Raw genomic sequence first — 26,395 nt, 5'->3', positions numbered from 1 at the left:
TAACGCCGTCCGGTCCCGGGCGGAGATTCTCGCGCGCGGGATGTAGGGAACTGTGACCGCATCGCAGGCTGTCAGATTCACCAGATTTGTCGGGCGATGCCGGAAAGAACGGGGCAGGCGTGGCAAGGTAGTCATCGCGTCCATCAGGGGTATCTTCCGGCGTAGTAGGCTCCGGCAGACCCCCGCACAGCCCGTCTCGGAGGGTTTCTCCGCCATGTCGCGCCCTATCCCCCCACCGCGCCGCAGCGCCGGTCCGTTCCGCGGGCCGCGATGAACGGGCGCCTCAGTTCCATCCGCGCCCGGATCACCCTCGTGACGCTCGTCCCGCTGGTGGCCCTGGTCGGACTGTGGATCTTCGCGACGGGCATCACCTCCGGCGACGCCGTCCGGCTCATCCAGGGACGCGACCTCGGCGTGCAGGTCATCGAACCCACCCAGAACACGGTGGACGCGCTCCAGAAGGAACGACGGCTGTCGATGTGGCGCGTCGGGCACGGCGGCGACCCCGAGGGCGCCGACCTGGCCGCCCAGCGGCGCGCCACCGACGGGTTCCGCGCCGCGTCCCAGCGCGCCGTCGGCAGCCAGCACGTCCGCGAGCGCTTCTCCCCGGCCGCGCGCGGGATCTACGAGGCGTTCGTCCGGGGGCTCGGCGCGCTGGAGGCCGTCCGCGCCGAGATCGACGCCGGATCGGCGTCCCGCGCCGACGTGCTCCGCGCCTACACGGGCATGATCGACGCCGCCTTCGCGCTGTACTCCCTCCCCGTCCCGCAGGACGGGCGCGTCGCCGCCGACGCCCGCGCGGTCACCGCCCTCGCCCGCGCCCGCGAGTTCCTGTCCCGCGAGGACGCGCTGCTCAGCGGCGTGCTCGGCGCGGGCCGCCTCACCGTCGCCGAACGCGCCGACTTCGCCCAGCTCGTCGGCGCGCAGCGGTTCCTGTACGCCGACACGGTCGCGAACCTGCCCGGCCCCGACCGCGACCGGTACGGGCGCATGGTGTCCTCGCCGGAGTTTGCGCGGCTGCGGCTGCTGGAGGACGAGGTCGTGCGCGCGGCGCCGCGCGCGGCCGTCCCGGCCGACACCGGGCGTCCCGCGACCCGGGTGAGCCGCGCCGACCGGCCGCCGGTGTCGGTCCGGCAGTGGTGGTCGACCGCCGACACCGTCGGCACGCGGCTCTACGACTTCGAGAACGACGTGCTGGACGGCGTCACCGCGCGCGCCAGGGACATGGCGCTCGGCGTGTTCGGGCGGCTGGCCATCGCGGGCGGCCTCGGCCTGCTCGCCGTCGTCGCCTCGGCCCTGCTGGCGTACCGGGTCGCGCGGCGGCTGGTGCGCGAGTGCCGCACCCTCGCGGACGCCGTCGTCGGATTCGCCCGGTACCAGCTTCCGCAGCTCGCCGAACGCGTGCGCAGCGGCGAACCCGTGGACCCCTCCGCCGTCCCGCCCGACCCGCAGTTCCGCATCGACGAGATCCGCGCCATCTCGCGCTCCTTCCAGACGACCCGCGAGGCCGTGCTCATCGCGGCGGCGGGCGAGGTCGCCGCGCGGCGCGGCATCAACGAGGTGTTCGTCAACCTGGCCCGCCGCAACCAGGCGCTGCTGCACCGCCAGCTCGCGCTGCTCGACACGATGGAGCACCGCAGCGAGGACCCGTCCGAACTGGCCGACCTGTTCCGCCTCGACCACCTCGCGACCCGCATGCGGCGGCACGCCGAGGGCCTGGTCATCCTGGCGGGCAAGCACGCCGGGCGCGGCTGGCGCAACCCGGTGCCGCTCATCGACGTCGTGCGCGGCGCGGTCGCGGAGGTCGAGGACTACCAGCGGGTGCGGGTGCAGCCGATGCCCCGGCTGGCGCTGCTCGGCTCGGCCGTCGCGGACGTCATCCACCTCATCGCGGAGATCGTGGAGAACGCCACGACGTTCTCGCCGCCGCGCGCGCCGGTGACGATCAGCGGGCACGCCGCCGGGAACGGCTACGCCATCGAGATCGAGGACCGCGGCCTCGGCATGGACGAGGACGCCGTCGTCGCCGCCAACGCCAAGCTCGCGGACCCGCCCGATTTCGACCCGGCCGACAGCGCCCAGCTCGGCCTGTTCGTCGTGGCGCGGCTGGCCGCCCGGCACGGCATCAGGGTGACGCTGCGGCCCTCCCCGTACGGCGGCATGACGGCCATCGCCCTCATCCCCGGCAACCTGGTCGTGGAACCCGACGAGCCCGAGCCGGTGGCGCGCCGCTCCGGGCCGCTGGCCCTCACGCCCGGCCCCGCGCCGGGCGGCGGCGCCGAGACGGCCCGGGAGAAGGAGGGCGTGGTGCGGCTCGTCACCGACCCGCCCGCCGAGCACGAACCCGCGCCCGAGCCCGAGCAGGTCGCGCCGCGTCCGCAGCCCGCGCCCGTCGAGGCGACCGAGGCGGGCCTGCCGCGCCGCCGCCGCCAGCAGAACCTGGCGCCGCAGCTCCGCGAACGCGTGGACGCCCGGCTGGCCGCCGAACGCGGCGAGGACCCGGCCGGGACCGGGCGGCACCGCGCCACCGGGCCCGTGCCCGCCGCGCGGCCGGTCCCGCTGGCCGCGCCCGTCCCGCCGCAGGCCCCGCCACCCCAGAACGCGCCCGAGGGCCCCGCCGAGGACGCGCGGTCTCCCGAGTCCCTCCGCTCCATGATGTCCGCGATGCAGCGCGGCTGGGAGCGCGGCCGGGACGCCGCCGAACGCGGCCCCCAAGGCGATGCGAAGACCCACCCCGAGCAGGAGGACCACACCCCATGACACGAGCCCAGCAGGCCGGGCACGACGCGGCGTCCGGCGCGGCCGGCGACCTGAACTGGCTGCTGGACAGCCTCGTCCAGCGGGTCGCCCAGGTGCAGAACGCCGTGGTGCTGTCCAGCGACGGGTTGCGGATCGCCGCGTCGACCGGACTGGAGCGCGGCCAGTCCGACCACCTGGCGGCGGTCGCGGCCAGCTTCCAGAGCCTGGCGCGCGGCGCCGGGGAGTCGTTCGGCGGCGGCGCCGTCCGGCAGACGATCGTCGAGATGGAGTCGTCGTTCCTGTTCGTCACGGCGGCGGGACGCGGGGCGTGCCTCGCGGTGCTCGCCGAGGCGGGCGCCGACCTCGGCGTCATCGCCTACGAGATGGCGATGCTCGTGACGCGGGTGGGGCAGCACCTGTCGGCCGACCCGCGTGCCGCTGGACCCGGCGCCTGACATGCCGACCCCGTCCTGGTACGACGACGAGGCCGGCCCGGTGGTGCGCCCCTACGCGCTCACCGGCGGACGCACGCACTACGACGGCGCCGACCTGTTCGACCTGGTGGCGCTCATCGTCACCCGGGACGACACGGCCCCCGACGAGGGGGATTCGGCACCGGGCGCGCACCCCGCGCGGTGGGCGCCCGACCCGGAACATGAGATGATCTTGGCGCTTTGCCGCGCCCCGCTGTCGGTTGTCGAGATAGCGTCAGAACTGGAACTCCCCCTCGGGGTCGTCCGGGTCCTGCTCGGCGACCTGCTCGACCGCTCGCTCATCGAGGTCCGCCGCCCCGCGCCGGTGGCCCGCTTCCCCGGCGAGCGCGTACTCAAGGAAGTGATCGATGGAATCCGTGCGCTCTGACCGAGACCCGCAGCAGGCCGATTCCGCGCTGACCGTCAAGATCCTGGTCGCGGGCGGCTTCGGCGTCGGCAAGACCACGCTGGTGAGCGCGGTCAGCGAGATCCGTCCGCTGCGCACCGAGGAATCGCTCACCGAGAAGAGCGTCGGCATCGACGACACCTCGGCGGTCTCGCAGAAGACCACGACGACGGTCGCGATGGACTTCGGCCGCATCACGCTGCCGAACGGCCTCGTGCTGTTCGTCTTCGGCACCCCGGGCCAGGACCGCTTCTGGTTCATGTGGGACGAGCTGGCCAAGGGCGCCCTGGGCGCCGTCGTGCTGGTCGACACCCGGCGGCTGGCCGACTGCTTCCCCTCGGTGGACTACTTCGAGCGGCGGGGCGTCCCGTTCATCGTCGGCGTGAACCGCTTCGACGGCGCGGGGGCCCACACCCCCGAGCAGGTCCGCGACGCCCTCGACCTCAGCCCGGAAATCCCGGTCATCGAGTGCGACGTCCGCGACCGCGAGTCGGCGAAGCACGTCCTCATCGCGCTGGTGGAGCACATCATGCGCACGATGAGCAACGGCCGCCAGCCCGCCACCCACTAACTCCCCATACCGGCTGAAAGCCCGGCTGCGCACCCGGAAGGGCGCGCGGCCGGGCTTCGCCATGCCCGGAGTCGGCGGACGCTTACTTTGTCCTCTGACTGGAGAAAGTTCGCAGATTTCTAGGGAAAGGTCTTCTCAGGTGCGCGAAAGCCCGTTACGTTCTCGGCAAGCCCAGACCCGAGGGGAGGCGTGATGCGGATGTCGGCCCGCCCGCAGAACGAGCATCAGGCACGCCTGCTCCGGCTGCTGCGCGACGAGGGACCGCGCTCGCGCGCCGAACTCGGCGACGTCGTGCACCTCTCCCGGTCCAAGCTCGCGGTCGAGCTGGACCGGCTCACCGAACTCGGCCTGGTCGCGTCCGGCGGGCTGGCCGCCTCGCGCGGCGGGCGCCGGTCGGGGATCGTCCGGCTCGACCCGGGGCTGCGGTTCGCCGCGTTCGACATCGGCGCCACCTCCGTCGACGTCGCCGTCACCGACGGCGAGCTGGAGATCCTCGGGCACGTCAGCGAGCCGTGCGACGTCCGGCAGGGCGCCCCCGCCGTGCTCGACCGCGCGCTCGACCTGCTCGGCAAGCTGCGCGACGAGGGCCTGTTCACCCGCGTCCACGGCACCGGCATCGGCGTCCCCGGCCCGGTCAGCTTCCGCGACGGGATGCCGGTCGTGCCGCCGATCATGCCCGGCTGGGACCGCTTCCCCGTCCGCGACGCCGTCGGCCAGGAACTCGGCTGCCCCGTCCAGGTCGACAACGACGTGAACCTCATGGCGCTCGGCGAGCTGACGTCCGGGCTCGCCCGGTCGGTGGACGACCTGCTGCTCGTCAAGATCGGCACCGGCATCGGCTGCGGCATCGTCGTGGACGGCGCCATCTACCGGGGCGTGTCGGGCAGCGCGGGCGACATCGGCCACATCCGCGTCGACGACGACGGCCCGCTGTGCGCCTGCGGCAACCACGGCTGCCTGGAGGCGTACTTCGGCGGCGCCGCCCTGGCCCGCGACGCCCTGGCGGCGGCGCGGTCGGGCCGGTCCCCGCAGCTCGCCGCCCTGCTCGACGCGGGCGGCGACCTGTCCGCCCGCGACGTGGCCACGGCCGCGGCGGCGGGCGACGCCGAGGCCGTCCGGATCGTCCGCGAGGGCGGCCGCCACGTCGGCCAGGTCCTCGCGGGCCTGGTCAGCTTCTTCAACCCCGGCCTCGTCATCATCGCGGGCGGCGTCGCGGGTCTCGGGCACACGCTGCTCGCCGAGATCCGCAGCGTCGTCTACCGCCGGTCGCTGCCCCTGGCGACCGGCAACCTGCCCATCGTGCTCTCCGAACTCGCGGGCGCGGCCGGTGTCACCGGCGGCGCCCGCATGATCAGCGACTCCGTCTTCTCCGTCTAGATCCCACACCGCGACATCCCGGCCGGGCGACCCCCGGCCTGCCTCAGCCACCCCTTTTCCAGGAGGCCGGATGGGCCCGCCGCCCGAACCGCTGCTGCGCATGCGCGGCACCGTCAAGACGTTCCCCGGCGTCAAGGCGCTGTCCGGCGTCGACCTCGACGTCCGCGCCGGCGAGGTGCACTGCCTGCTAGGCCAGAACGGCGCCGGCAAGTCCACCCTGATCAAGGTGCTGGCCGGTGCGCACCGCCCCGACGCGGGCGAGATCACCCTGGCCGGGGAGCCGTTCGCGCCCGCCGGGCCGACCGCCGCGATGCGCGCCGGGATCGCCACGATCTACCAGGAACTCGACCTGGTGCCGGGGCTGAGCGTCGCCGCGAACGTGTTCCTCGGCCACGAGCCCGCCCGGTTCGGGTTCTCCCGGCGCGGCGCCGCCGAGACCGCCGCCCGCGACCTGCTGACCCGGCTCGGGCACGGGGAGATCCCCGTCCGCCGCGAGGTCGGGCGGCTGTCCGCCGCGCAGCAGCAGATCGTCAGCATGGCGCGGGCGCTGTCGCACGACGCACGGCTGATCATCATGGACGAGCCGTCCGCCGCGCTCGCCCACGACGAGGTCGCCAACCTGTTCCGCGTCATCCGCGACCTGACCGGGCAGGGCGTCGCCGTCGTCTACATCTCGCACCGGCTCGCCGAGATCCGCGAGATCGGCGACCGCGTCACCGTCCTCAAGGACGGCCGGTCCGTCGCGAACGGCCTGCCCGTCCACGACACGCCGACCAGCCGGATCGTCGCGCTGATGACGGGCCGCGAGGGCGACCACGCGTTCCCCGAGCGGCCCGGCGTCCCCGACGGCACCGACGAGGTGCTGCGCGTCGAGAACCTGACGCTGGACGGCGCGTTCGCGGACGTGTCGTTCACCGTCCGCGCCGGGGAGGTCGTCGGCCTGGCCGGGCTCGTCGGCGCGGGCCGCTCGGAGATCCTGGAGACGATCTACGGGGCGCGGCGGGCGACGTCCGGCCGCGTCCTGGTGGACGGGAAGGCGGTCCGGCCCGGCAGCACGGGCGCGGCCGTCCGGCACGGGATGGGCCTGGCGCCCGAGGAGCGCAAGAGCCAGGCGCTGCTGCGGTACGACACCGTCGCCGCCAACATGACGATCGCGGGCCTGGCCCGCTACTCGCGCGGCGGCTGGCTCGACCGGCGCCGCGAGCGCGCCGAGGTGCTGGACCAGCTCAAGGCCCTCGACGTCCGCCCGCCCGACCCGGACCGTCCCGTCGTGACGCTGTCGGGCGGCAACCAGCAGAAGGTCGTGCTGGCCCGCTGGCTGCTCGGCGGCGCGGGAGATCCGGGCGGGCGGCGGCTGCTCATCCTCGACGAACCCACGCGCGGCGTCGACGTCGGCGCCCGCTCCGAGCTGTACGGGCTGATCCGCGAACTCGCCGCCCGGGGCGTCGGCGTGCTGCTGGTGTCCAGCGAGGTCCCCGAGGTGCTCGGGCTCGCCGACCGCGTCCTCGTCGTGCGCGAGGGACGCGTCCTGCGCACCGCCGGAGCCGGGGAACTGGACGAGGCCGCGGTGCTCAACATGATCATGGAGGGAAGTGCCGGATGACCTTCACGCTCACGAAGAAGAAGGCCGATCCGCCGGAACGGGCGCGGCGCGGGCCGGGCGAGATCCGGCACCTCGGGCTGCTGGGGGCGCTGGGGCTGCTCGTCGTCGTCGGGCTGGTCACCCAGCCGGGCGAGTTCGCGACCGGCGGCAACATCTCCGGCATCCTGACGCTGGCCGCGACGATCGGCGTCATCACCGTCGGCATGACGTTCGTGATCATCGGCGGCGGCATCGACCTGTCGGTCGGCGCGCTGATGGCGCTGGCGTCGGTGTGGGCGACGACGCTGGCGACGCAGTCGTACGGGCCGGTCGTGATGGTGCTGTGCGCGGTGCTCGTCGGCACCGGCGCGGGCGTCGTCAACGGCCTGCTCATCGCCTACGGGCGGCTCGTCCCGTTCATCGCGACGCTGGCGATGCTCGTCGCGGCGCGCGGCCTCGGGCAGCGGATCTCCGAGCGCAAGACGCAGCTCATCCGCCCCGAGAACAACGCGATCGAGTCGCTGGCGACGACGCGCGTCCTCGGGCTGCCGCTCGTCGTCTACCTGTTCGCGGCCGTCGCGGCGGCGGGCTGGGTGCTGCTGAACCGCACCACGTTCGGCCGCCGCACCTTCGCCGTCGGCGGCAACCCCGAGGCGGCGCGGCTCGCCGGCATCGACGTCCGCCGCCACACCCTCGCCCTCTACGCGCTGTCCGGGTTCTGCTGCGGCATCGCCGCGCTGATCATCATGGCCCGGACGACGACGGGTTCCGCCACCCACGGGGACCTGTACGAGCTGGACGCGATCGCCGCCGTCATCATCGGCGGCACGCTGCTCACCGGCGGGCGCGGCACCGTCGTCGGGTCGATCCTCGGCGTGCTCGTCTTCACGATCATCACGAACCTGTTCGTCCTCAACGGACTCCAGACGACCGACCAGCTCATCGCCAAGGGCGTGATCATCGTCGTCGCCGTCCTGCTGCAACGCCGTGGCCTTCGCACCCCCACCTGACCCCACCCCCCAGGAGCAGTCATGAACACCCCTCGCATCCCGTCCCGCCGGGGCCTGCTGATCGGCGGCGCCGCCGTCGCCGCGGGCGGCCTCGCCGCCGCCTGCACGGGCAACACCCCGGAGGAGGCGTCCAAGCCCGCCGCCGCGATCAACGGCGGTGACAACGACAAGCCCGGCACCAAGGTCACGATCGGGTTCTCCGCGCCCGCCGCCGACCACGGCTGGATCGCCGCCATCACCAAGAACGCGCAGGACGTCGCCAAGAACTACTCCGACGTCACGCTGCGGGCCGTCGAGCCGACCAACGACATCAACCAGCAGATCTCGGCCGTCGAGTCGCTGATCGCGGCCAAGGTCAACGTGCTGGTGCTGCTGCCCAACGACGGCGCGCAGCTCAACCAGGTCGCCCGCAAGGCGATGGACGCGGGCATCCCCGTCGTCAACCTCGACCGCGTCTTCCCCGACAAGCTCTCCTACCGGACCTGGATCGGCGGCGACAACTACGGCATGGGCGTCGCCGCCGGACACTACGTCGGGGAGAAGCTGAAGCAGAAGAACGTGTCGAACCCGGTGATCGTGGAGATCCAGGGCATCGCGACGCTGCCCCTCACCCAGGACCGCAGCAAGGGCTTCGCCGACGCGCTCGCCACCTACGACTTCAAGGTCACCGCCAAGCAGGACGCCAAGTTCACCGTGGAGAGCGGCAACCAGGTCGCCGCCAACCTGCTCCAGGCGCACAAGAAGATCGACGCGCTGTGGAACCACGACGACGACCAGGGCGTCGGCGTCCTGGCCGCGATCAAGCAGGCGAACCGCAAGGAGTTCTTCATGGTCGGCGGCGCGGGCTCGGCCAACGCGATGCGCGAGATCCAGGGTTCGGGCGTGCTGGAGGCGACCGTCACCTACAGCCCGACGATGGCCGGGTCCGCGATCCGGATCGCCCGGCTCATCGCGCAGGACAAGGGCATGGCCGACCTCGTCGAGCAGCGGGCGCCGCAGTCGCTGACGCTCGCGTCCGAGACCGTCACCAAGGACAACGTCGCCACGTACCTGCCGCTCGGCTTCGAGTCCTGACGCGCGCCCGGCACCACGGAAAGGGGGACATCATGGCGGAACTCGGTGTGGGCATGGTGGGGCACGCGTTCATGGGACGCGCCCACTCGCAGGGCTGGCGCAACGTGGCGGCGTTCTTCGACCCGCCGCTGACGCCCCGGCTCACCGCGCTGGCGGGCCGGTCGGCGGAGCGCGCCGGGGCGGCGGCGCGGGCGCTCGGCTGGGAGTCGGTGGAGACCGACTGGAAGGAGCTGCTGCGCCGCGACGACGTCCAGCTCATCGACATCTGCACCCCCGGCGACACCCACACCGAGATCGCCCTGGCCGCGCTCGCGGCCGGAAAGCACGTGCTGTGCGAGAAGCCGCTCGCGAACAGCGTCGCCGAGGCCGCCGAGCTGGTCGCGGCGGCCGAGGCGGCGGCCGGACGCGGCGTCCGCTCGATGGTCGGGTTCAACTACCGCCGGGTGCCCGCCGTGACGCTCGCGCGGCGGCTGGTGCTGAGCGGGCGACTCGGTGAAATCCGGCACGTCCGCGCCCAGTACCTCCAGGACTGGCTGACGTCGCCGGACGCCGAGCACACCTGGCGGATGGACCGCGACCGGGCCGGGTCGGGGGCACTCGGGGACATCGCCTCGCACATCGTGGACACCGCCCAGTTCATCACGGGCGAGTACGTCACGGGCGTGTCGGCGCTGCTGGAGACGTTCACGGCGGAACGTCCGCTGCCCGGCGGCGGGGCCGCGCCCGTCACCGTGGACGACGCCGCCCTGTTCATCGCCCGCCTCTCCGGCGGCGCGCTCGCCTCGTTCGAGGCGACGCGCGTCGCGGCGGGCCGCAAGAACGCGCAGCGCATCGAGGTCAACGGGACCGAGGGCAGCCTGTCCTTCGACCTGGAGGCGCTGAACGAGCTGTGGTTCCACGACCACACCGAGGACGCCGAGACGGCGGGCTTCCGCCGGATCATGGTGACCGAGCCGGGCCACCCGTACGCAGGGGCCTGGTGGCCGCCCGGGCACCTGCTCGGCTACGAGCACACCTTCACCCACCAGTTCGCCGACCTGCTCAACGCCATCGCCGACGACGCCGACCCGGCACCGTCGTTCGCGGACGGGCTGCGCGTGCAGCGCGTCCTGGACGCCGTGCAGCGCAGCGCCGACGGCGGGACGGCGTGGGTCACCGTGGAAGGAGACGCGCGATGACGCGACCGATCACCCTGTTCACCGGCCAGTGGGCCGACCTGCCGTTCGCCCGGGTGTGCGAGCTGGCGGCCGGGTGGGGCTACGACGGGCTGGAGATCGCCTGCTGGGGCGACCACTTCGACGTCCAGGCGGCGCTGCACGACGACGGCTACGTGCGCGGGCGGCTGGACCTGCTCGCCGAACACGGCCTGAAGGTGTGGACGCTGTCCAACCACCTCGTCGGCCAGGCCGTCTGCGACGACCCGATCGACGAGCGGCACCGGGGCATCCTGCCGTCCCGGATCTGGGGCGACGGGTCGCCCGAGGGCGTGCGTCAGCGGGCGGCGGCGGAGATGGCCGACACGGCGCGGGCCGCCGCCCGGCTCGGCGTGGACACGGTCGTCGGGTTCACCGGGTCGTCGATCTGGCACACGCTCGCGCTGTTCCCGCCCACGCCCCCGTCGATGATCGACCGGGGGTACGCCGACTTCGCCGAGCGCTGGAACCCGATCCTGGACGTGTTCGACGAGGTCGGCGTCCGGTTCGCGCACGAGGTGCACCCGAGCGAGATCGCCTACGACCACCACACGACGCTGCGTGCCCTGGAGGCCGTGGGCCACCGTCCGGCGTTCGGGCTCAACTGGGACCCGTCGCACATGGTGTGGCAGGACATCGACCCGGTCGGCTTCCTGCACGACTTCCGCGACCGGATCTACCACGTGGACTGCAAGGACACCCGCGTCCGTCCGCGCGACGGCCGCCGGGGGCGGCTGTCGTCCCACCTCCCGTGGGGCGACGCGCGCCGCTCCTGGGACTTCGTCTCCACCGGCCGCGGCGACGTCCCCTGGGAGGAGTGCTTCCGCGCCCTCAACGCCATCGGCTACGCCGGTCCCGTCTCGATCGAGTGGGAGGACGCGGGCATGGACCGCCTGCGCGGCGCGCCCGAGGCCCTCGCCTTCATCCGCGACCTCAACTCCATCGAACCCCCGACCGCGTCCTTCGACGCCGCCTTCGGCTCGGACTGAGCCGCGCGTCAGGCGCGGAAGTCGGCGAAGTCGAAGCCGGGGGAGACCACGCAGGAGACCAGGACCTCGGTGTCGGCGGCGGGCCGGGCGGCCTGCCAGACGCCCGCCGGGACGAGGGCCTGCGGGACCTGGCCCGCCGCCAGGTCGGCGCCGAGGGTGATCGCGGACGGCTCGCCGGGCGCGTCGCCGGGGCCGCCGAGCAGCAGCGTCAGCGGGCCGCCCGCGTGCCACAGCCACACCTCGTCCGAGCGGACGGCGTGCCAGATCGACTCCTCGCCGAGCGGCAGCAGGAAGTAGATGCCGGTGGCCGCGTAGCGCTCGCCGGGATAGCCCGGCGGGGTGAAGCGCGGCGCGGCGCGCCACGTCTCCCGGTACCAGCCGCCCTCGGGGTGCGGGACGAGGTCGAGCGCCTGCGCGGTCGCGGGCCGGTGCAGCAGCGCGGTGTGCCGGCCGTCCGGGCCGCGCCGCAGGAAGCGCAGCTCGCCCGCGGGCGACCGGTCGACGACGCCCTGCGCCAGGCCCGGCAGCGGCGTCAGGTCGGCGGCGACGACCTGACCGGACGGGAACGTCTCGTCGGCCAGGGTGAACAGGGCGGCGTCGTCGTCCGGCGCCCAGACGCCCCCGGCCTCCGACAGGACGAACCGGTCACCGGCCTGGGCCCGCCACGCGTCGAGCGTCGTCAGCAGCACGCCGCGACCCTATTCCATCTCCGACAGGCGCGCCGGATCGAACGCGACGGGGAAGGGTTCCGTCACGCTGACGGTGTCCCCGGACCTGGCCCGGCCGACGACCCGGTATCCGGCGTCGGTGAGGCGCAGCAGCGTCACCGACGGGCGCGGCTCCAGGTCGATGATCCAGTAGTGCGGGATGCCGGTGGCGGCGTACTCGGCGACCTTGCGGACCCGGTCGGCCTGCTCGCTGGCGGTGCGCGGCGTCACGATCTCCGCCGCGAGCAGCAGGTCGGGCCCGTAGTAGGTGCGGGTGCGGCGCTCCAGCGCGCCGCGCGCCACGTCGCGGGACACCACGAACACGTCCGGTTTGCGGATGCCCGCCGGTGTCGTGACGTCCTGCGGGGCGCCCGCGACGTGGATCTCCGCGTTCGCCTGCTGCGCGCCGTTGCGCAGGATGTCGCGCAGCCGCTCGGCCGCGTTGTCGTGCCACAGGTCGCCGGGCAGCTCGGTGAGCCACCCGTGCGCCAGCTCGTGGCGGCGCCCGTCGTCGGGCGCCTGGTCCAGGTCGTACAGGGTGTACGGGCCATGTTCGTGCCCGGCCGTCACTGTCACGGGCCCCCGTCTCCGGTGTTCGATGATCGGCTTGAGCCGAATCTAGCCGAGGGAGGGTGCGCGGCCCGGCAGGCGCGCGGCCGGGTCCGGCCGGGGTCTCCCGGCGGGGAGCCGGTTCAAGTTAAGATACATCGCGAGTCGGGGCTTGACCTTCCAACGGTGGAAGCGTGCAGGCTCGGGCGGCGAGACCGCGAAGGGAAGATCCGATGAGCCTCGATCAACGCCCCGCGCAGCGCGCCTCGGATCTCGACCGGGACGCCGTGCTCGTGCGCCTGCACACCGCGTTCGCCGACGGCCGGATCGACGAGGCCGAACTCGACGAGCGCATCGAGCGCACTTTGCGCTGCCGCACGACCCCCGAACTGGCGCTCGTCGCGGCCGACCTGCCCGCGCACGCGCCCGCCGCGCCGGGCGCCCGCGTCGCGGGGCGCTTCCAGCTCGCGTGGAAGAGCGTGCTGCGCCGGTCGGGCCGGTACCCGCTGCCGCCGGTGTCGACGGTCGTCGTCTACAAGGGCCGGGCCGTGCTCGACCTCACCGCCGCCGAGTACGGCGACGTGGCGCGGCTGCGCGTCGTCGCCTACAAGTCCCGCGTCGACATCCTCGTGCCGCCCGGGGTCCGGGTGGAGTCCGGCGGCGCGGGCGTCTCGACGGACCTGCGCGGCGACGCCCCGCCGCGCACGCAGTGCGTCCGCGTCCAGGGACTCGCCTACAAGGGCACGATCGAAGTGACGGACCTTCCGCCCTCCGCCTGACAGGATGGACGGCACCGTCCCACGGGGGAGGGCGGCCGTACGCACCGACGTCCCGGCCGCGCGCGAGCACGCGGAGGGGAACGAGTGACGGCGAGGACACCCGAGCACGACGACGCGCCCGGCGCGGAGAACACCGCGTCCCGCGAGGCCCGCCGCATCCTCACGGTGACCGAGGCACCCGCCCCGAAGGGCTCCCACTGGCGCGCCTCCTACGACGCCTGGCGAACGGCCGGCGTCCCCTGGCAGACCCCGCGCCACCCCACCCCCGCCCCAGACGACACCGCAGGTGACGAGGACACCCCGAGCGTGCGCCCGGCTCCCCCCGCCACCGGCGCGGTTCCGGGCGAAACGACGCACGACCGGGATGAGCCGAGCATGCGCCCGGTCTCCCGCACAGCCGGTGCGGCTTCGGACGAACCGGGCGACCGGAATGCGCCGGGCGTGCGTTCGGCCGCCCCCACCACAGGCCCGGCTCCGGGTGATGCCGCGCGTGAGCGGGCGGTTCCCAGTGACGCGGTGTCGGGTGAGGCGGCGCGTCACCGGGACGTGCCGGGCGGGCAGGCGGTTTCGCGCGCCGTCGGTGCGGTTTCGGGTGATGGCGTGCGTGCGCAGGAGGTGACGCGTGGGCGGGCGGTTCCCGGTGACGCGGCGCCGGGTGAGGTGGCGCGTGGGCGGGATGTGCCGGGCGGGAGGGCGGTTTCCCGTGTCGCCGGTGCGGCTCCGGGGGGTGCCGCGCGTGCGCAGGAGGTTGCGCGTGAGCGGGATGTGCCGGGCGGGAGGGCGGGTTCCGGGGGTGCTGGGTCGGGCGGGGTGGCTTCGGGTGGCGTCGCGCGTGGGCGGGGGTGGCCTGTGGTGGCGGGGGGGGTCGTGGTCGGGGTGGTGGCGGCCGTCGGGGTTGCCGTGTTCGCTTGGAAGCCCGCACCGGCGCCTCGTCCGGGGGCGGACGCCGCGCTTCCGGGTGGGCGGTTCTTTCTGCCCGCGCCCGGTGGGTCGGACGGGCTCGCGCAGGAGCTGGGGGCCGTCGCGGCGGCGGGGCCCGTCATCGTGGCCGCCGGGGCCGAGAGCGAGCCGGGCGCGGCGGGCGGGGCGCGGGCGCAGTTCATCGTGTCGGACGACGACGGCGGCCGGTGGCGGCTGGCGTCCGTGCGCACCCCCGACGACAACGAGCCGCCGCGCGGCGCACGGCCCGCCGTCGTGGCCGGGACGCGGGACTCCTGGGTCGCGCTGGGCCGCGACGCCGCCGGGGCGTCCGTCGTCTGGACGAGCCCCGACGCCCGCACCTGGACCTACCGCACCGGCGGCCCGCCCGGCCGCGTCACGGGCCTGGCCCGCACCGCCGCCGGGTTCGTCGCCGTGGGCGCGGCCGGGAACCGGGCCGCCGTGTGGACGTCGCCGGACGGGCGCGCCTGGGAGCGGACGGCGGCGCCGTCCGCGCGCGAGCTGCACCAGGTCGCGGTCTCCGGCGGCGTGCTCCTCGCGCGCGGCACGCCCGCCCGCGTCACCGGGAAGCGCGCGCCGTCCGGCGTGTGGCGCTCGGCGGACGGCGGGCGCCGCTGGCAGGCCGTCCCGGTGCCGCAACCGCGTGGGGCGCCGGGCCCGGTGCAGGGGATCGCGTCCGGTCCGGGCGGGTTCGCGGCCGTCCGCGACGACGCCCGCACGACCGGCCCGAAGAAGCGCCGCACGACCACCCGCTTCGGCACCGTCGCGACCTCCCCGGACGGCCGCGTCTGGACGCCCGCCCCCGGGCTCGGCACTGAGCCGCACGGCATCGTCGTCCGGCTCGCGGGCTCCCCGGCGGGGCTGGCCGCCGTCGTGCGCGGCAAGGACGGCGGGCTCCGCACGCTGCGCAGCGCCGACGGCCGCGCCTGGACGCCCGGCACCGCGATCCCGGCCGTCACCGCGCTCGCCGTCGCGGGCGCCGGCACGCCCGTCGTCGCGGGCCGCACCGGCGACGACCCGCTGCTCGTCGCGGGCGCCCCCGTCGACCTCACCCGCGTCGGCGGCGCGATCGGCGTGCAGCGCAGGGTGGCGGCGGTGGCCGCCGCGCCGGGCCGTCTCGTCGCGGTCGGCGCCACCGGCGGCGACGCGGCCGTCTGGACGTCCGCGACCCCCACCGGCTGGACCCGCGCGGGCACCGCCCTGCCGCCGGGCCGCCGCGCCCTGGGCGCCGTCGCGCACGGCCCGTCCGGCTGGCTCGCGCTCGGCGCGGAGTCGTCCGGGAAGGCCGTGGCGCTCGCCTCGCCGGACGGCGTCACCTGGCGGCCGGTCCCCGCCCCGGGCCGCGCGACGAGCGTCGCCGCCGGTCCGCGCGGCTACGTCGCCGTCGGCCCCGGCGGCGTCTGGCATTCGGCCGACCTCACGTCCTGGCGCCGCGCGAACCTCGGCACCGGCACCGGCGCCGCGCCCCGCGCCGTCACCGCCACCCCGGCCGGTTACGCGGCCGTCGGCGGCCTCAGCGGCAAGGGCATCGAGATGCCCGGCGCCTGGACGTCCCCGGACGGCGTCGCCTGGAAGCCGACCCGCCAGCCGCCGGGCACCGCGCCGCCCACGGCCGTCGCCGCGCACGGCGCCCGGCTGCTCGCCCTCGTCCCGGGCGGCGCGCTGCTCAGCCCGGACGGCGGGACGACGTGGACGCCGCAGCACCTCAACGTCCTGCGCGACCCCGCCGCCGTCACCGCAACCCCGGCGGGCTTCGCCGCCGCCGGGGCCACCGGCGTCCCCGGCGCACGCACGCTCACGGTCGTCGCCGAACGCGGCGGCGCGTGGGAACGCCTCCCCGCCCGGGGCGCCGACGGCGACCAGCGCGTCGACGCCCTCGCCGCCGACGGCGGCGCGCTCCTCGTCATCGGCACGACCATGAGCCACCGGGGCGACGTCCCGTACCTCTGGCGCACAATGGCCCCATGACGGACGCGCTGACCACCCTGACCGCCCGCCTGGCCGAGCATCCCCGCCTTCCGCTCGGGCACTGGCCGACGCCGCTGGAGCCCGCGCCCCGGCTGACCGCCGCGCTCGGCGGCCCGGACGTCTGGATCAAGCGGGACGACTGCACGGGCCTGGCGTTCGGCGGCAACAAGACCCGCAAACTGGAGTTCCTGCTGGGCCGGGCGAAGGCCGAGGGGCACGACACGATCGTCACGTTCGGGGCGGTCCAGTCGAACCACGCGCGGCAGACGGCGGCGGCGTGCGCGCGGCTCGGGCTGCGCTGCGAGCTGGTGCTGAACCGGTCGGTGCCGAGGTCGGACGCGCTGTACGAGACGAACGGCAACGTCCTGCTGGACGGCCTGCTCGGCGCGAACGTCCACCTGGTGGACGGGCTGGACGAGACCGTCGCCGTGCTGGAGGAGATCGGCCCGGCGCACGTCGTCCCCACCGGCGGTTCGGACGCGACGGGCGCGCTCGGCTACGTCGCGGCGGCGGCCGAGTTCGCCGCGCAGCTCACCGCGCCCGGCGGCCCCGGGCACGTGGACCGGATCGTGGTGGCGTCGAGCACGACGGGCACGGCGGCGGGTCTGGTGCTGGGCCTGGCCGAGGCGGGGGTGACGGCGGAGGTCGAGGCGATCTGCGTCTACGAGCCCGCCGACGTCACCCGCGCCGCGCTGGACGCGCTGCTCGCCGACACGGCGGCGCTGCTGGACGTGCCCGTCCCGGCGGGCGGCTACCGGGTGCGCGACGACTGGTTCGGCCCCGGTTACGGCGTCGAGACGCCGGAGATGGCCGGTGCCGTCCGGCTGTTCGCCCGCACCGAGGGCGTGCTGCTCGACCCCGTCTACTCGGGGAAAGCCGCCGCCGCGCTGGCCGGGCTCGCGCACGCGGGGGAGGTCGGCGCCGGGGAGACCGCCGTGTTCTGGCACACCGGCGGCGCCCCGGGCCTGTTCGTCTATCCGGACGTGTTCTGAGCGGCGTCAGCCGTTGCAGCCGCAGCCGCACCCCTTGGGGCACGAGCAGCCGCCGCCGTGTCCGCAACTACATGCTTTGACCATGCCGGGACGGTAACGCCGCGCACACGCCCCGGACTATGGCCGTGACGGCAGGGCATCCTGCCCCTGCCGTCACGTTCCGGGCGTCACGGGTCGATGTGGAGGTCGACGCCCAGCAGGATGAGGAACCACAGCAGGACGGCGAGGATGGCGCTGAAGACGCGCTTGACCAGGTCGGGCGTGATGTAACCCCGGTCCCAGGCGACGAACAGGCCGATGAGCAGGTAGATCAGCCCGACCAGGCCGATGCCCCGGCGCCCGTAGCCGTAACGGCGCACCATGGGTGCTCCTCTCGTGGCGGCAATGACGCCTCGGAGGTCCCCCGCAAGATCCAGAAGAAACACGAAGCTCTTTCAGGACCGTTCCGAAAGCGTGCCTGGAACGTCCGAAATGATGGTGATCAGGGCGCTGCCTCGATCCGGACGAGCGCCGGATCACGCTCTCCGGCCCGGTCCGCGAACTCGGCCGTCCGGTGCACGATGTCCGTCTCGTGCCGCCGCGCGGCGAGCGGCGGGCTCACCAGGATGTGGTCGAGCGCGCGGGCGTGGCCACCGGCGACCGACGTGTACCGGCGCGGCTCGGGCACCTCGCCGGTCAGATCGCGCAGCCCCGTCTCCCCGGTCAGCCGCTTGACGGGCCCGCCGTCGCCCGGCTCGTTGAGGTCGCCCGCGACGATCACCGCCGCGTTCCGGTCCGCCGCGCGCACCGAGTTCACGAACCCGGCGAGCACCCTGGCCTGCTCGTCGCGCCGGGCCGTGCTCGGCCGCGCGGGCGGCTGGTGCCGCCCGAACGCGGGCTGGTCGTCGGTGATCGCCGGGTACCACTGGCCCGCCACGACGATGAGCGGGCGGCCCCGCCACGTCAGCTCGCCCGCGACGGGCTTGCGCGTCTCCCGCCACGCCGGGTCGGCGGGCGCGACCCGGCCGGGACTGTGCGACAGCCGGACCCCGCCCCCGGCGGGCACCGCCCGGACGGGCGCGTTCGCGGCGCCGGGCCGGTCCACGAACGTCAGCCCCCGGTCGGTGCGGAACAGGAACCCCAGGCGCGGGTTGGCGCCGGTCTCGCCGCCGTCGGCGTTGTCGCGCGGCGCGATCGACCGCCAGTCGTAGGCGGGCCCGCCCACCGCGCTGATCGCGGTGATCAGCTCGGCGGCGGACTGGTCGGCCTCGGTGGTGCCGTCGTCGGCCGGGCCGCTGTTGTCCTGAAGCCCGGCGATCGTGATCAGGTCGGGCGCGGCCAGTCCCTCGGCGATGTCGCGGGCCAGGACGAGCAGCCGCTCGGCCGGGGTGTCGGGATGCAGGCCCGCCAGGTCGAGGGTGGCGATGGCCAGCTCCCCGGGCCGCTGCGCGCGGGCCGTCTCGCGGGGCAGCCCGCCGTCCTGGCGGCGCGGCGCGGCGGTGAGCAGCAGCCGGAAGTCGCCCCGGCCGTAGTCGAGGACGCCGTCGTTGGCGCCGGGCAGCCGGTCCCCGACGTTCATCGCGGGCAGCGGCGCGAGCGCGTCGTCCAGCAGGACGCGTTCGGGGCTGGGCGTCCCGGCGCGCTGGAGCAGCCCGCCGCGCGCGGTGCGGTCGCGGGTGCCCGCGCCCCCGGCGGGCAGCACCGGCACCTCGCCCCACCGGGACGGCCCGGCGGCGACGGCGTCCACCACGCGGACCCGCATCCCCTCCAGCGACTCGTAGAAGTCGACGGCGTTCCGCTTCACGTCGAATGCGCGGCGCTCCACGTCGTGCGCGGGGCCGGGGGAGACGGCGGGCGGCGCCTTGCGCCCGCCGGGGCCGAGCACGACGGGCGGCGGCAGCGGCACCCCGCGCGCCGTGACGGCGACGGCCGTGGCGTCGATCTCGGTGCGGGACAGGTGCGCGGCGGCGCCCGGACCGGCCCGGTACTCCCCGACGCGCCCGTCCACCCGGACGGCGTCGCCCACCGCGACCCGCGCGGACGTGCGGTCGAACACGAACACGGCCTCGGAGGTGGCGTCGTCGCGGTCGGGCGCCGGGTCCTGCATCCAGAACCCGGTGCCGTCCCGGGCGGTCACGACGCCGGTCACGCCCGCGACGGGCCGTCCGGCGAGCGGCGAGACGTGCCCGCCGCCCTGCACGTCGCGGATGCGGGGCGCGGCCGGGGCACCGGCACTGGCGGGGGTGCCCGCCAGCGGCAGCGTGACCATGACGGCCGCGAGCACCGCTCCGGCCTCCCGCGCTCCGCGCACCCGTCCTCCCGAGATCGCTTCGTGGTGAGAGGTCCCATTGCAGCACGGATGGACGGTCCGAGACGGTGTTCTTCAGGACACAGTGGGCGTGTCCGGTGGAAACAGTGTCCTCAGTCGAAAAGCACGACCTGGCGGATCACGTCGCCCGCGCGCAGCGCCGCGACCGCGTCGTTGATCTCCTCGAAGCCGATGCGGCGCGAGATGAGGCCCTCGATGTCGAGCCGTCCCGCGCGCCACAGGTCCACGAAGCGCGGGATGTCGCGTTTGAGGTCGCAGCCGCCGTAGAGGGACGCCTTGAGCGACTTGCCGTCGAACAGCAGCGTGAAGGCGTCGGTGGTGAAGGCGTCGTCGGCCGCGCCCGCCCCGACGACGATGACGTCGCCGCCGCGCCGCGTCGCGCCCCACGCCGTCGCGATGGCGGCGGACTTCCCGACGACCTCGAAGACGTAGTCGAAGCCCTGCCCGGCGGTGAGGAGGTTCTTGGTGTCCTCCAGGCTGTCGAGCGTGGCCGTGTGCGTCGCGCCGAACCGCTCGGCGACCGGGTGCTTGGCCTCGTTGGGGTCCACGGCGAGGATCGTGGCCGCGCCGGAGATCCGGGCCCCCTGGATCACCGACAGCCCGACGCCGCCCGCGCCGATCACCGCGACCCGCGCGCCCGGCTCGACCTTCGCGGTGTTGACGACGGCGCCGACCCCGGTGGGGATGCCGCAGCCGAGCAGCGCCGCGTACTCGAACGGGACGTCGTCGTCGATCTTGATGACGCCCTGCCAGGGGAGCACGACCTCCTCCGTCCACGTGCCGGTGCCGGCCATGCCGTAGGCGGGGGTGCCGTCGCCGAGCCGGAACGCGGGCTCGCCGAACGACCGCGCGATGAACGTCATGCACAGGTACGGCTCGCCGCGCAGGCACTCGGGGCAGGCGCCGCAGTCGGGCGTCCAGTTGACGACGACGTGGTCGCCCGGCGCGACGGACGTCACGTGCGCGCCCACCTCGCTGACGACCCCGGCCCCCTCGTGCCCGACGACGGTCGGCGGCACGGACGGCAGCACCCCCGTCATCGTGGACAGGTCGGAGTGGCAGACGCCCGTCGCCCTGATCCGCACCTTCACCTGATCGGGCCCGGGTTCGACGGTGGTGACGTCGTCGCGCAGGTCGAGTTCCTTGTCACCGACGGCGTGCAGGACGGCGGCACGGGCCATGGGTTCAGCCTCCACAGTGAGGGGGTGGGACGGGGCCTACTCTTCGATGCTCAACGCGGCCTTGGGGCAGGACCGGACGGCGTGCCGGACGCGGTCGGCCTCCCCGGCGGGCACGTCGGGGGCGAGGATCACCAGCTCGTCCTCGTCGGTGAGGTCGAACACCTCGGGGGCCAGTCCGACGCAGACGCCGTTGGCCTCGCAGACCAGGGGGTCGACGGTCACTCTCATCGCCTTCTCCACCCCGAAAGTAGAACACGTTCCAGTCTCTGGGGGCAAGGGTGCGGAGCAGTCGTGGATCTTCGCTAGAGTGCGCGCCGGAGGCGATAGATGACTGAGCACACCACCGCGCGGCCCCCCGCCCCGCCCCCCGCCATGCCGGCCGACCTGCTGCGCGCAGCCCGCGCCGCCAAGGGCTTCATGCCCGAGGTCGAGGGCGTCGCGCTCTACGAGACGGCGGTGGAGTTCGGCGCCCGCCACCCCGGCGCCCCGCTGCTGGAGGTCGGGACGTACTGCGGCAAGTCGGCCGTCTACTTCGGCGCGGCCGCCCGCGAGACCGGCGGCACGCTCGTCACGGTCGACCACCACCACGGCTCGGAGGAGAACCAGGCCGGCTGGGAGCACCACGACCCGTCCCTGGTCGACCCCCTGACCGGCCGCATGGACACCCTCCCCAAGTTCCGCGCCACCATCGGCGCCGCCGGGCTGGAGGACGAGGTCGTCGCCATCGTCGGCGCCTCCCGCACCGTCGCCCGGTTCTGGCGCACCCCCCTCGCCCTGCTGTTCATCGACGGCGGCCACGCCGAGGAGTGGGCGCAGGCCGACTACGCCGACTGGGCCCCGCACGTCCTGGTCGGCGGCGCCCTCGCCATCCACGACGTCTTCGCCGACCCCGCCCACGGCGGCCAGGCCCCGTTCCACGTCTACGAACGCGCCCTCGCCTCCGGCGCCTTCACCGAACACCGCGCCGAGGGCTCGCTCCGCGTCCTCGAACGCACCTCCGACATCCCCGTGGCCTGACGCGACGAGGGGGCGGCCGCCGGGCCGCCCCCTCGTCGCGTCTCGCCGTCAAAGCCGTGTGCGCACCGGATTCGCGACGAATCCCAGCTCACACCCGCAGGCCGCCGGGTCCGCCGCGATGGACGGGCCCAGCGGACGTCCCGCGATCTCCTTGAAGAGGCGGGCGCCCGGGGAACCGTCGTGCAACGCGTCGGCGGCCAGCACGACGGCGGCGGCCGTGTAGGTCGAACGGTCGCCCGGGAAGTGCCGCTCGTTCGCGAACTGCCAGCCCGTCCAGTACGAGCCGTCCTCGTGCCGCAGGTGCTGGATCGTCGTGAACAGCTCCAGCGCCCGCGCCCGGTCGCCGGCGGCGTCCAGCGCGAGCACCAGCTCGCAGCTCTCGGCGGCCGTCACCCACGGCTGGTCCGACACGCACCGGCACCCGATGCCGGGCACGACGAACGTCTCCCACCCCTGCGCGAACCGCGCCGTCGCGGCCGGGCCGCGCAGGGCGCCGCCGAGCACCGGGTAGTACCAGTCCATCGAGAAGCGCGACTTGTCAGCGAACGCCTCGGGGTGCGCGGCGACGACGTGGCCGAGCTGGTCGGCGGCCAGCTCCCAGTCCGGCCGGGGCTCCCCGATGCGCTCGGCGAGCGCGACCGCGCACCGCAGCGCCTGGTAGATCGACGAGCACCCGGTCAGCAGCGCGTGATCGGCGGCCTCGCCGTTCTCGTGCCTGATCCACAGGATCTCGCCGCGCCGCGTCTGGAGCCCGAGCGTGAACTCGATCGCGCGCCGGACGGTCGGCCACATGGCGCGGGCGAACGCCTCGTCGCCCGTCATCTCCAGCTCGTGCCAGACCCCGACCGCCACGTAGGCGGCCTGGTTGGACTCCCCGCCGGGCTCGGTGACCTTGCCGAGCACCCACTTGGCGGGCCACGACCCGTCCGGGCGCTGCACGCTGGCCAGCCAGGTGTACGCGCGGCGGGCCGCGTCGTTCAGCCCCGCGACGGTGAGCGCCATCGCGGCCTCGACGTGGTTCCACGCGTCGACGTGCCCGGGGACGCCGTCGGTCGGCGTGAACCACGGGATCGCTCCGGACGGTTCCTGCTGGGCGGCGATGCTGCGCGCCGTGGCGACGACGTCGTCGGCGGTCAGCACGCCCGGCACGGACGGCGGCACGATCTCAGACAGCATCCGCCGTCTCCTGGACGGGGGCGGTGGACTCGGCGGCGGAGCCGGGCTTGGTGAAGTACACCACGACGCTCTTGCCGATCAGCGGGTTCATGACGCGCTCCGCGACGCGCGTCGCCAGCGGCCGCTTCATGATGTCCCACACCAGCACCTGGTGGTACGCCTTGGCGAGGGGGTGCTTGTCGTTGTCCACCCCGACCGCGCACTTGATCCACCAGTACGGCGCGTGCAGCCCGTGCGCGTGGTGGTGCCCGCCGACGCGGAACCCGATCGACTTGAGCTTGGCCTCCAGCTCGGCCCGCGTGTAAATGCGGACGTGCCCGCCGGGCGCGGTGTGGTAGTCCTCCGACAGCGCCCAGCACAGCCGCTCGGGCAGCCACGCCGGGACGGTCACGGCGAGCTGCCCGCCGGGCCGCAGCACCCGCAGCAGTTCGCGCATGGCGCGCATGTCGTCGGGGATGTGCTCCAGCACCTCCGACGCGATGATCTTGTCGAAGTGGCCGTCGGGGAAGGGCAGGTCGAGCGCGTCGCCCTGCACGGTCGTGGCGTTGCCGCCCTCGGGCACCTCGCCCTCCAGCCGCATGGCCCCGAACATCGTCTCGACACCGGCCAGCTCGTCGGCGTCCATGTCGAAGGCGACGACGTCGGCACCCCTGCGGTACAGCTCGAACGCGTGCCGCCCGGCACCGCATCCCATGTCCATGACGCGTTCGCCGGGGGTGACGCGGAACCGCTGGAAATCCACGGTCAGCAGGGTCGTGCTCCTTCCGTACTGGGGACGCCCGCGCGGGTGTCCCTCATGCCTTGCGCCTGCTCGCGGCGGCGAGCCGCAGGTAGTCCCGCTGCCGGATGGCGGCGCGGTAGTGGTCGACGGTGGCCTGCGCCACCGCGCGCCAGGCGTACCGCTCCTGGACCCGGGCGAGCCCCGCCGCGCCGCGTTCGGCGCGCTCGGCGGGGGAGTCGTGCAGCCGCCGCAGGACGGTGGCGAGTTCCTCGACGTCGCCGGGCGGCACCAGGACGGCCGCGTCACCGACGACCTCGGGCAGCGCGCCCGCGCGGGACGCCACCAGCGGAGTCCCGGACGCCATGTGCTCGACGGCGGGCAGCGAGAACCCCTCGTACCGGGACGGCACGACGGCGATCTCGGCGGACGCGAGCAGCTCGCCCAGCTCCGCGTCGCTGACGCCGGACACGAACCGGACGCGGTCGCCGAGGGCGAGTTCGCGGATGAGCCGTTCGATCGGGCCGTCCTTGCGCGGCTTGCTGACCACGACCACGTGCACGTCGCGCTCGGTGGCGACCTTGGCGACGGCGCGCAGCAGCACGTCCACGCCCTTGATGGGCGCGTCGGCGCTGGCCATCGCGACGATGCGGCCGGGGACGCGCTCGCCGCGCGGGTGGAAGATCTGCGTGTCGACGCCGAGCGGCAGGATCTCGATGTCGCGCGGGTCGACCCGGAAGTCCTTGACGATGTCGACCTTGGACGAGCCGGACACCGTCAGCACCGGCCCGATCCGCCGCGCGACCTGCGCCTGCATGCCGACGAACCCGTACCAGCGGCGCTTGCCGAGCTTCTGGCCGAGCCCTTCGGCGGCCTCCAGCTCGATGCGCCGGTCGACCGAGATGGGGTGGTGGATGCTGGTGACGAGCGGCAGCCCGAGCCGGCCGATGCCGAGGTTGCCGAACCCGAGCACCTGGTTGTCGTGGACGACGTCGAAGTCGCGGCGGCGGCGCCGCAGCTCGCGCAGCACGCGGAGGCTGAACGTCAGCGGCTCGGGGAAGCCGCCGGTGCGCATGTGGGCGAACTCCAGCACGTCGATCCAGTCGCGGAACTCGCCGCGCGCGGGCGTGCGGAAGGGGTCCTCGTCGCGGTAGAGGTCCAGCGAGGGGACCTTGGTGAGGACGATGTCGTCGCGGTCCAGCTCGGGATAGGGCTGCCCGGAGAGGACCTCCACGCGGTGACCGAGATCGCTCAGCTCGCGGGTCAGATGCCGCAGATAGACGCCCTGGCCGCCGCAGTGGGGCTTGCTCCGGTAGGAGAGCAGCGCCACGCGCAGGGGACCGTCGGACGTCTGGACCGCCTCAGTCACGCCAGCCCTCGCCCACGCAGCACTCCCGTCACTCGCGGGGCACCGGGCGCACGCGCACCGGCATCCCCTTGATGCCATTGATGAAACTAGACCTTAGCCTCCGCACGTTACCCGACAGTTCGATATTGGGCATGACGTCCAAAAGTGTTCGTAAGAGCACACGCAGCTCAAGCCGGGCCAGGTGGGCGCCCAGGCAGAAGTGCGGGCCGCCGCCGCCGAAGCCGAGGTGCGGGTTGGGATCGCGGCCGACGTCGAACACGTCCGGACGGTCGAACACGGCCGCGTCGCGGTTGGCCGAGGCGTAGAACACGACGACCTTGTCACCGGCCGCGATGCGCCGCCCGCCCAGCTCGGTGTCGGCCGTCGCCGTCCGCCGGAAGAGGTTCACCGGCGTCACCCAGCGGACGATCTCGTCGGCGGCCGGGGCCACGAGCGCGGGGTCGGCGCGCAGCCGCGCCCACTGCCCGGGATGCTCGAAAAGTGCCAGCATTCCACCGGACGCGGCGTTGCGGGTCGTCTCGTTGCCCGCGACCGACAGCAGCATGACGAACAGCTCGAACTCGTCGCCGGTGAGCACGGTCCCGTCGGGGGCCGGTTCGAGCAGCCGCGTCACGATGTCGTCGCGGGGCTCGGCCCGGCGCCGCTCGGCGAGCCGCGCCGCGTACGCGTACAGCTCGGTGGCGGCCTGCATGCCCGCCTCGGGCCCGGTCTGGAACTCGGGGTCGTCGGCGCCGATCAGCGTGTTGGACCAGTGGAAGATCTTCTCCCGGTCCTCGGCGGGGGCGCCGAGCAGTTCGCAGATGACCAGCAGCGGCAGCGGCGCCGCGATGTCGGTCACGAAGTCGGCCGTGTCGCCGCGCCGGGCGACGTCCGTCACCAGGTCACGGCAGATGTCCTCGATGTGCTCGGCCAGCGCGCCGATCGCCCGGGGCGTGAAGCCCCGGTTGACCAGGCCGCGCTTGCGGGTGTGGTCGGGCGGGTCCTGGTTGAGCATCATCATGCGCTGGAGCGCGAGGTTCTCCGGATCGGGCTCGTCGAACAGCGCCAGCCGCTCGTGCGAGGAGAAGAGATCCGGACGGCGCGAGACGTGGACGACGTCGGCGTGCCGCGTCACCGCCCAGAAGGGCGGGTTGCCGCGCGCCGGGTCGCCGTGGTGCCGGTGGACGGGGTCGTGCTCGCGCAGCCAGGCGAGCTGCGCGTACGGGACGCCTCCCTCGGCGTAGACCTGCGGGTCGGCCAGCTCGATGTCGGGCGCGGCCATGGGACCTCCTCGCGGGG

General features: G+C 74.5%; 24 protein-coding genes. 14 read left to right on the top strand and 10 right to left on the bottom strand.

The genetic code is table 11. The features are described 5' to 3' along the window. Nucleotides 1-270: 270 nt before the first annotated feature. The 10 genes from C229_RS0112890 (at nt 271) to C229_RS0112845 (ending at nt 11,414) form a co-directional block, all read left to right on the top strand. The gene (locus C229_RS0112890; protein WP_018655495.1) at nt 271-2,760 is read left to right on the top strand and encodes a sensor histidine kinase; all 2,490 of its coding nucleotides are present in this window, start codon (nt 271-273) and stop codon (nt 2,758-2,760) included. Continuing rightward, nucleotides 2,757-3,194 (top strand): roadblock/LC7 domain-containing protein, encoded by a 438-nt coding sequence (locus C229_RS0112885; protein WP_018655494.1) that lies wholly within the window; start codon nt 2,757-2,759, stop codon nt 3,192-3,194. The genes C229_RS0112890 and C229_RS0112885 overlap by 4 nt, the downstream gene beginning before the upstream one ends. Nucleotide 3,195: 1 nt before the next feature. Next, a complete protein-coding gene (locus C229_RS0112880; protein ID WP_033424333.1) occupies nt 3,196-3,600 on the top strand; it encodes a DUF742 domain-containing protein in 405 nt (134 codons plus the stop codon). Then, nucleotides 3,581-4,189 carry a GTP-binding protein gene (locus C229_RS0112875; RefSeq protein ID WP_018655492.1) on the top strand — a complete coding sequence of 203 codons (609 nt, stop codon included), beginning with the start codon at nt 3,581-3,583 and terminating at the stop codon, nt 4,187-4,189. Before C229_RS0112880 ends, C229_RS0112875 begins: the two co-directional genes overlap by 20 nt. A gap of 192 nt (nt 4,190-4,381) precedes the next feature. Beyond that, complete coding sequence (locus C229_RS0112870; protein ID WP_018655491.1) at nt 4,382-5,566, top strand: ROK family transcriptional regulator; 1,185 nt, start codon at nt 4,382-4,384, stop codon at nt 5,564-5,566. Between the two features lie 70 nt (nt 5,567-5,636). Continuing rightward, complete coding sequence (locus C229_RS0112865) at nt 5,637-7,169, top strand: sugar ABC transporter ATP-binding protein (RefSeq protein ID WP_018655490.1); 1,533 nt, start codon at nt 5,637-5,639, stop codon at nt 7,167-7,169. Further along, nucleotides 7,166-8,158 carry an ABC transporter permease gene (locus tag C229_RS0112860; protein ID WP_018655489.1) on the top strand — a complete coding sequence of 331 codons (993 nt, stop codon included), beginning with the start codon at nt 7,166-7,168 and terminating at the stop codon, nt 8,156-8,158. Before C229_RS0112865 ends, C229_RS0112860 begins: the two co-directional genes overlap by 4 nt. A gap of 21 nt (nt 8,159-8,179) precedes the next feature. Continuing rightward, nucleotides 8,180-9,232 carry a substrate-binding domain-containing protein gene (locus C229_RS0112855; protein ID WP_018655488.1) on the top strand — a complete coding sequence of 351 codons (1,053 nt, stop codon included), beginning with the start codon at nt 8,180-8,182 and terminating at the stop codon, nt 9,230-9,232. Nucleotides 9,233-9,264: 32 nt separating this feature from the next. Continuing rightward, a complete protein-coding gene (locus C229_RS0112850; RefSeq protein ID WP_018655487.1) occupies nt 9,265-10,410 on the top strand; it encodes a Gfo/Idh/MocA family protein in 1,146 nt (381 codons plus the stop codon). Continuing rightward, on the top strand, nt 10,407-11,414 hold the full coding sequence (locus tag C229_RS0112845) for a sugar phosphate isomerase/epimerase family protein (protein WP_018655486.1): 1,008 nt from the start codon (nt 10,407-10,409) through the stop codon (nt 11,412-11,414). Before C229_RS0112850 ends, C229_RS0112845 begins: the two co-directional genes overlap by 4 nt. A gap of 8 nt (nt 11,415-11,422) precedes the next feature. Here C229_RS0112845 and C229_RS0112840 read toward each other — a convergent pair whose 3' ends face one another. Both C229_RS0112840 and C229_RS0112835 read right to left on the bottom strand, forming a co-directional pair. Further along, a complete protein-coding gene (locus C229_RS0112840) occupies nt 11,423-12,103 on the bottom strand; it encodes a cupin domain-containing protein (RefSeq protein ID WP_018655485.1) in 681 nt (226 codons plus the stop codon). A 9-nt stretch (nt 12,104-12,112) separates the two neighbouring features. Then, nucleotides 12,113-12,697 carry a Uma2 family endonuclease gene (locus tag C229_RS0112835; protein WP_240487219.1) on the bottom strand — a complete coding sequence of 195 codons (585 nt, stop codon included), beginning with the start codon at nt 12,695-12,697 and terminating at the stop codon, nt 12,113-12,115. Nucleotides 12,698-12,903: 206 nt separating this feature from the next. Here C229_RS0112835 and C229_RS0112830 point away from each other — a divergent pair, with 206 nt between their 5' ends. From C229_RS0112830 to C229_RS0112820, 3 genes are all read left to right on the top strand, one after another. Further along, on the top strand, nt 12,904-13,449 hold the full coding sequence (locus C229_RS0112830; RefSeq protein WP_018655483.1) for a DUF1707 SHOCT-like domain-containing protein: 546 nt from the start codon (nt 12,904-12,906) through the stop codon (nt 13,447-13,449). 900 nt (nt 13,450-14,349) lie between these two features. Beyond that, the gene (locus C229_RS0112825; RefSeq protein ID WP_155884776.1) at nt 14,350-16,356 is read left to right on the top strand and encodes a YML083C domain-containing protein; all 2,007 of its coding nucleotides are present in this window, start codon (nt 14,350-14,352) and stop codon (nt 16,354-16,356) included. Next, complete coding sequence (locus tag C229_RS0112820; protein ID WP_018655482.1) at nt 16,353-17,348, top strand: D-cysteine desulfhydrase family protein; 996 nt, start codon at nt 16,353-16,355, stop codon at nt 17,346-17,348. Before C229_RS0112825 ends, C229_RS0112820 begins: the two co-directional genes overlap by 4 nt. A 167-nt stretch (nt 17,349-17,515) precedes the next feature. Here C229_RS0112820 and C229_RS0112815 read toward each other — a convergent pair whose 3' ends face one another. From C229_RS0112815 to C229_RS0112800, 4 genes are all read right to left on the bottom strand, one after another. Next, on the bottom strand, nt 17,516-17,710 hold the full coding sequence (locus C229_RS0112815; RefSeq protein ID WP_018655481.1) for a hypothetical protein: 195 nt from the start codon (nt 17,708-17,710) through the stop codon (nt 17,516-17,518). Nucleotides 17,711-17,829: 119 nt separating this feature from the next. Then, entirely contained in the window at nt 17,830-19,638 is a 1,809-nt protein-coding gene (locus tag C229_RS0112810) for an endonuclease/exonuclease/phosphatase family protein (RefSeq protein ID WP_026313730.1), read from the bottom strand. A 110-nt stretch (nt 19,639-19,748) separates the two neighbouring features. Further along, nucleotides 19,749-20,837, bottom strand: a complete 1,089-nt coding sequence (locus C229_RS0112805) for an alcohol dehydrogenase catalytic domain-containing protein (protein WP_018655478.1) — start codon at nt 20,835-20,837, stop codon at nt 19,749-19,751. Between the two features lie 36 nt (nt 20,838-20,873). Continuing rightward, the gene (locus C229_RS0112800; protein ID WP_026313729.1) at nt 20,874-21,065 is read right to left on the bottom strand and encodes a ferredoxin; all 192 of its coding nucleotides are present in this window, start codon (nt 21,063-21,065) and stop codon (nt 20,874-20,876) included. Between the two features lie 99 nt (nt 21,066-21,164). Between C229_RS0112800 and C229_RS0112795 the strand changes: the two genes are divergently transcribed. Continuing rightward, nucleotides 21,165-21,854 carry a class I SAM-dependent methyltransferase gene (locus C229_RS0112795; RefSeq protein WP_018655476.1) on the top strand — a complete coding sequence of 230 codons (690 nt, stop codon included), beginning with the start codon at nt 21,165-21,167 and terminating at the stop codon, nt 21,852-21,854. 48 nt (nt 21,855-21,902) lie between these two features. On the opposite strand, the gene C229_RS0112790 is transcribed toward C229_RS0112795, so the two are convergent. The 4 genes from C229_RS0112790 to C229_RS0112775 are packed head-to-tail and all read right to left on the bottom strand — an operon-like array spanning nt 21,903 to nt 26,378. Beyond that, nucleotides 21,903-23,030, bottom strand: a complete 1,128-nt coding sequence (locus C229_RS0112790; RefSeq protein ID WP_018655475.1) for a prenyltransferase — start codon at nt 23,028-23,030, stop codon at nt 21,903-21,905. Then, complete coding sequence (locus C229_RS0112785; RefSeq protein WP_240487241.1) at nt 23,020-23,781, bottom strand: class I SAM-dependent methyltransferase; 762 nt, start codon at nt 23,779-23,781, stop codon at nt 23,020-23,022. The genes C229_RS0112790 and C229_RS0112785 overlap by 11 nt, the downstream gene beginning before the upstream one ends. A 43-nt stretch (nt 23,782-23,824) precedes the next feature. Then, nucleotides 23,825-25,117, bottom strand: coding sequence for a glycosyltransferase family 4 protein (locus C229_RS0112780; protein ID WP_018655473.1), 1,293 nt, complete (start codon nt 25,115-25,117; stop codon nt 23,825-23,827). Nucleotides 25,118-25,145: 28 nt separating this feature from the next. After that, on the bottom strand, nt 25,146-26,378 hold the full coding sequence (locus C229_RS0112775; protein WP_018655472.1) for a cytochrome P450: 1,233 nt from the start codon (nt 26,376-26,378) through the stop codon (nt 25,146-25,148). Nucleotides 26,379-26,395: the final 17 nt, after the last annotated feature.

Source organism: Actinomadura flavalba DSM 45200 (genome assembly GCF_000374305.1).
Taxonomy (GTDB): Bacteria; Actinomycetota; Actinomycetes; order Streptosporangiales; family Streptosporangiaceae; genus Spirillospora; species Spirillospora flavalba.
Note: the sequence above shows the minus strand (reverse complement) of the source record. Positions and strands in the feature narration are given on the sequence as shown.

Excerpts from the sequence above, each read along its gene's own strand:
- C229_RS0112870 (WP_018655491.1), top strand. The coding sequence starts at position 4,382 with ATGCGGATGTCGGCCCGCCCGCAGAACGAGCATCAGGCACGCCTGCTC.
- C229_RS0112820 (WP_018655482.1), top strand. The coding sequence starts at position 16,353 with ATGACGGACGCGCTGACCACCCTGACCGCCCGCCTGGCCGAGCATCCC.
- C229_RS0112805 (WP_018655478.1), bottom strand. The coding sequence starts at position 20,837 with ATGGCCCGTGCCGCCGTCCTGCACGCCGTCGGTGACAAGGAACTCGAC.
- C229_RS0112845 (WP_018655486.1), top strand. The coding sequence starts at position 10,407 with ATGACGCGACCGATCACCCTGTTCACCGGCCAGTGGGCCGACCTGCCG.
- C229_RS0112860 (WP_018655489.1), top strand. The coding sequence starts at position 7,166 with ATGACCTTCACGCTCACGAAGAAGAAGGCCGATCCGCCGGAACGGGCG.
- C229_RS0112830 (WP_018655483.1), top strand. The coding sequence starts at position 12,904 with ATGAGCCTCGATCAACGCCCCGCGCAGCGCGCCTCGGATCTCGACCGG.
- C229_RS0112855 (WP_018655488.1), top strand. The coding sequence starts at position 8,180 with ATGAACACCCCTCGCATCCCGTCCCGCCGGGGCCTGCTGATCGGCGGC.
- C229_RS0112795 (WP_018655476.1), top strand. The coding sequence starts at position 21,165 with ATGACTGAGCACACCACCGCGCGGCCCCCCGCCCCGCCCCCCGCCATG.
- C229_RS0112800 (WP_026313729.1), bottom strand. The coding sequence starts at position 21,065 with ATGAGAGTGACCGTCGACCCCCTGGTCTGCGAGGCCAACGGCGTCTGC.
- C229_RS0112775 (WP_018655472.1), bottom strand. The coding sequence starts at position 26,378 with ATGGCCGCGCCCGACATCGAGCTGGCCGACCCGCAGGTCTACGCCGAG.
- C229_RS0112885 (WP_018655494.1), top strand. The coding sequence starts at position 2,757 with ATGACACGAGCCCAGCAGGCCGGGCACGACGCGGCGTCCGGCGCGGCC.
- C229_RS0112790 (WP_018655475.1), bottom strand. The coding sequence starts at position 23,030 with ATGCTGTCTGAGATCGTGCCGCCGTCCGTGCCGGGCGTGCTGACCGCC.
- C229_RS0112865 (WP_018655490.1), top strand. The coding sequence starts at position 5,637 with ATGGGCCCGCCGCCCGAACCGCTGCTGCGCATGCGCGGCACCGTCAAG.
- C229_RS0112880 (WP_033424333.1), top strand. The coding sequence starts at position 3,196 with ATGCCGACCCCGTCCTGGTACGACGACGAGGCCGGCCCGGTGGTGCGC.
- C229_RS0112890 (WP_018655495.1), top strand. The coding sequence starts at position 271 with ATGAACGGGCGCCTCAGTTCCATCCGCGCCCGGATCACCCTCGTGACG.
- C229_RS0112875 (WP_018655492.1), top strand. The coding sequence starts at position 3,581 with ATGGAATCCGTGCGCTCTGACCGAGACCCGCAGCAGGCCGATTCCGCG.
- C229_RS0112850 (WP_018655487.1), top strand. The coding sequence starts at position 9,265 with ATGGCGGAACTCGGTGTGGGCATGGTGGGGCACGCGTTCATGGGACGC.
- C229_RS0112815 (WP_018655481.1), bottom strand. The coding sequence starts at position 17,710 with ATGGTGCGCCGTTACGGCTACGGGCGCCGGGGCATCGGCCTGGTCGGG.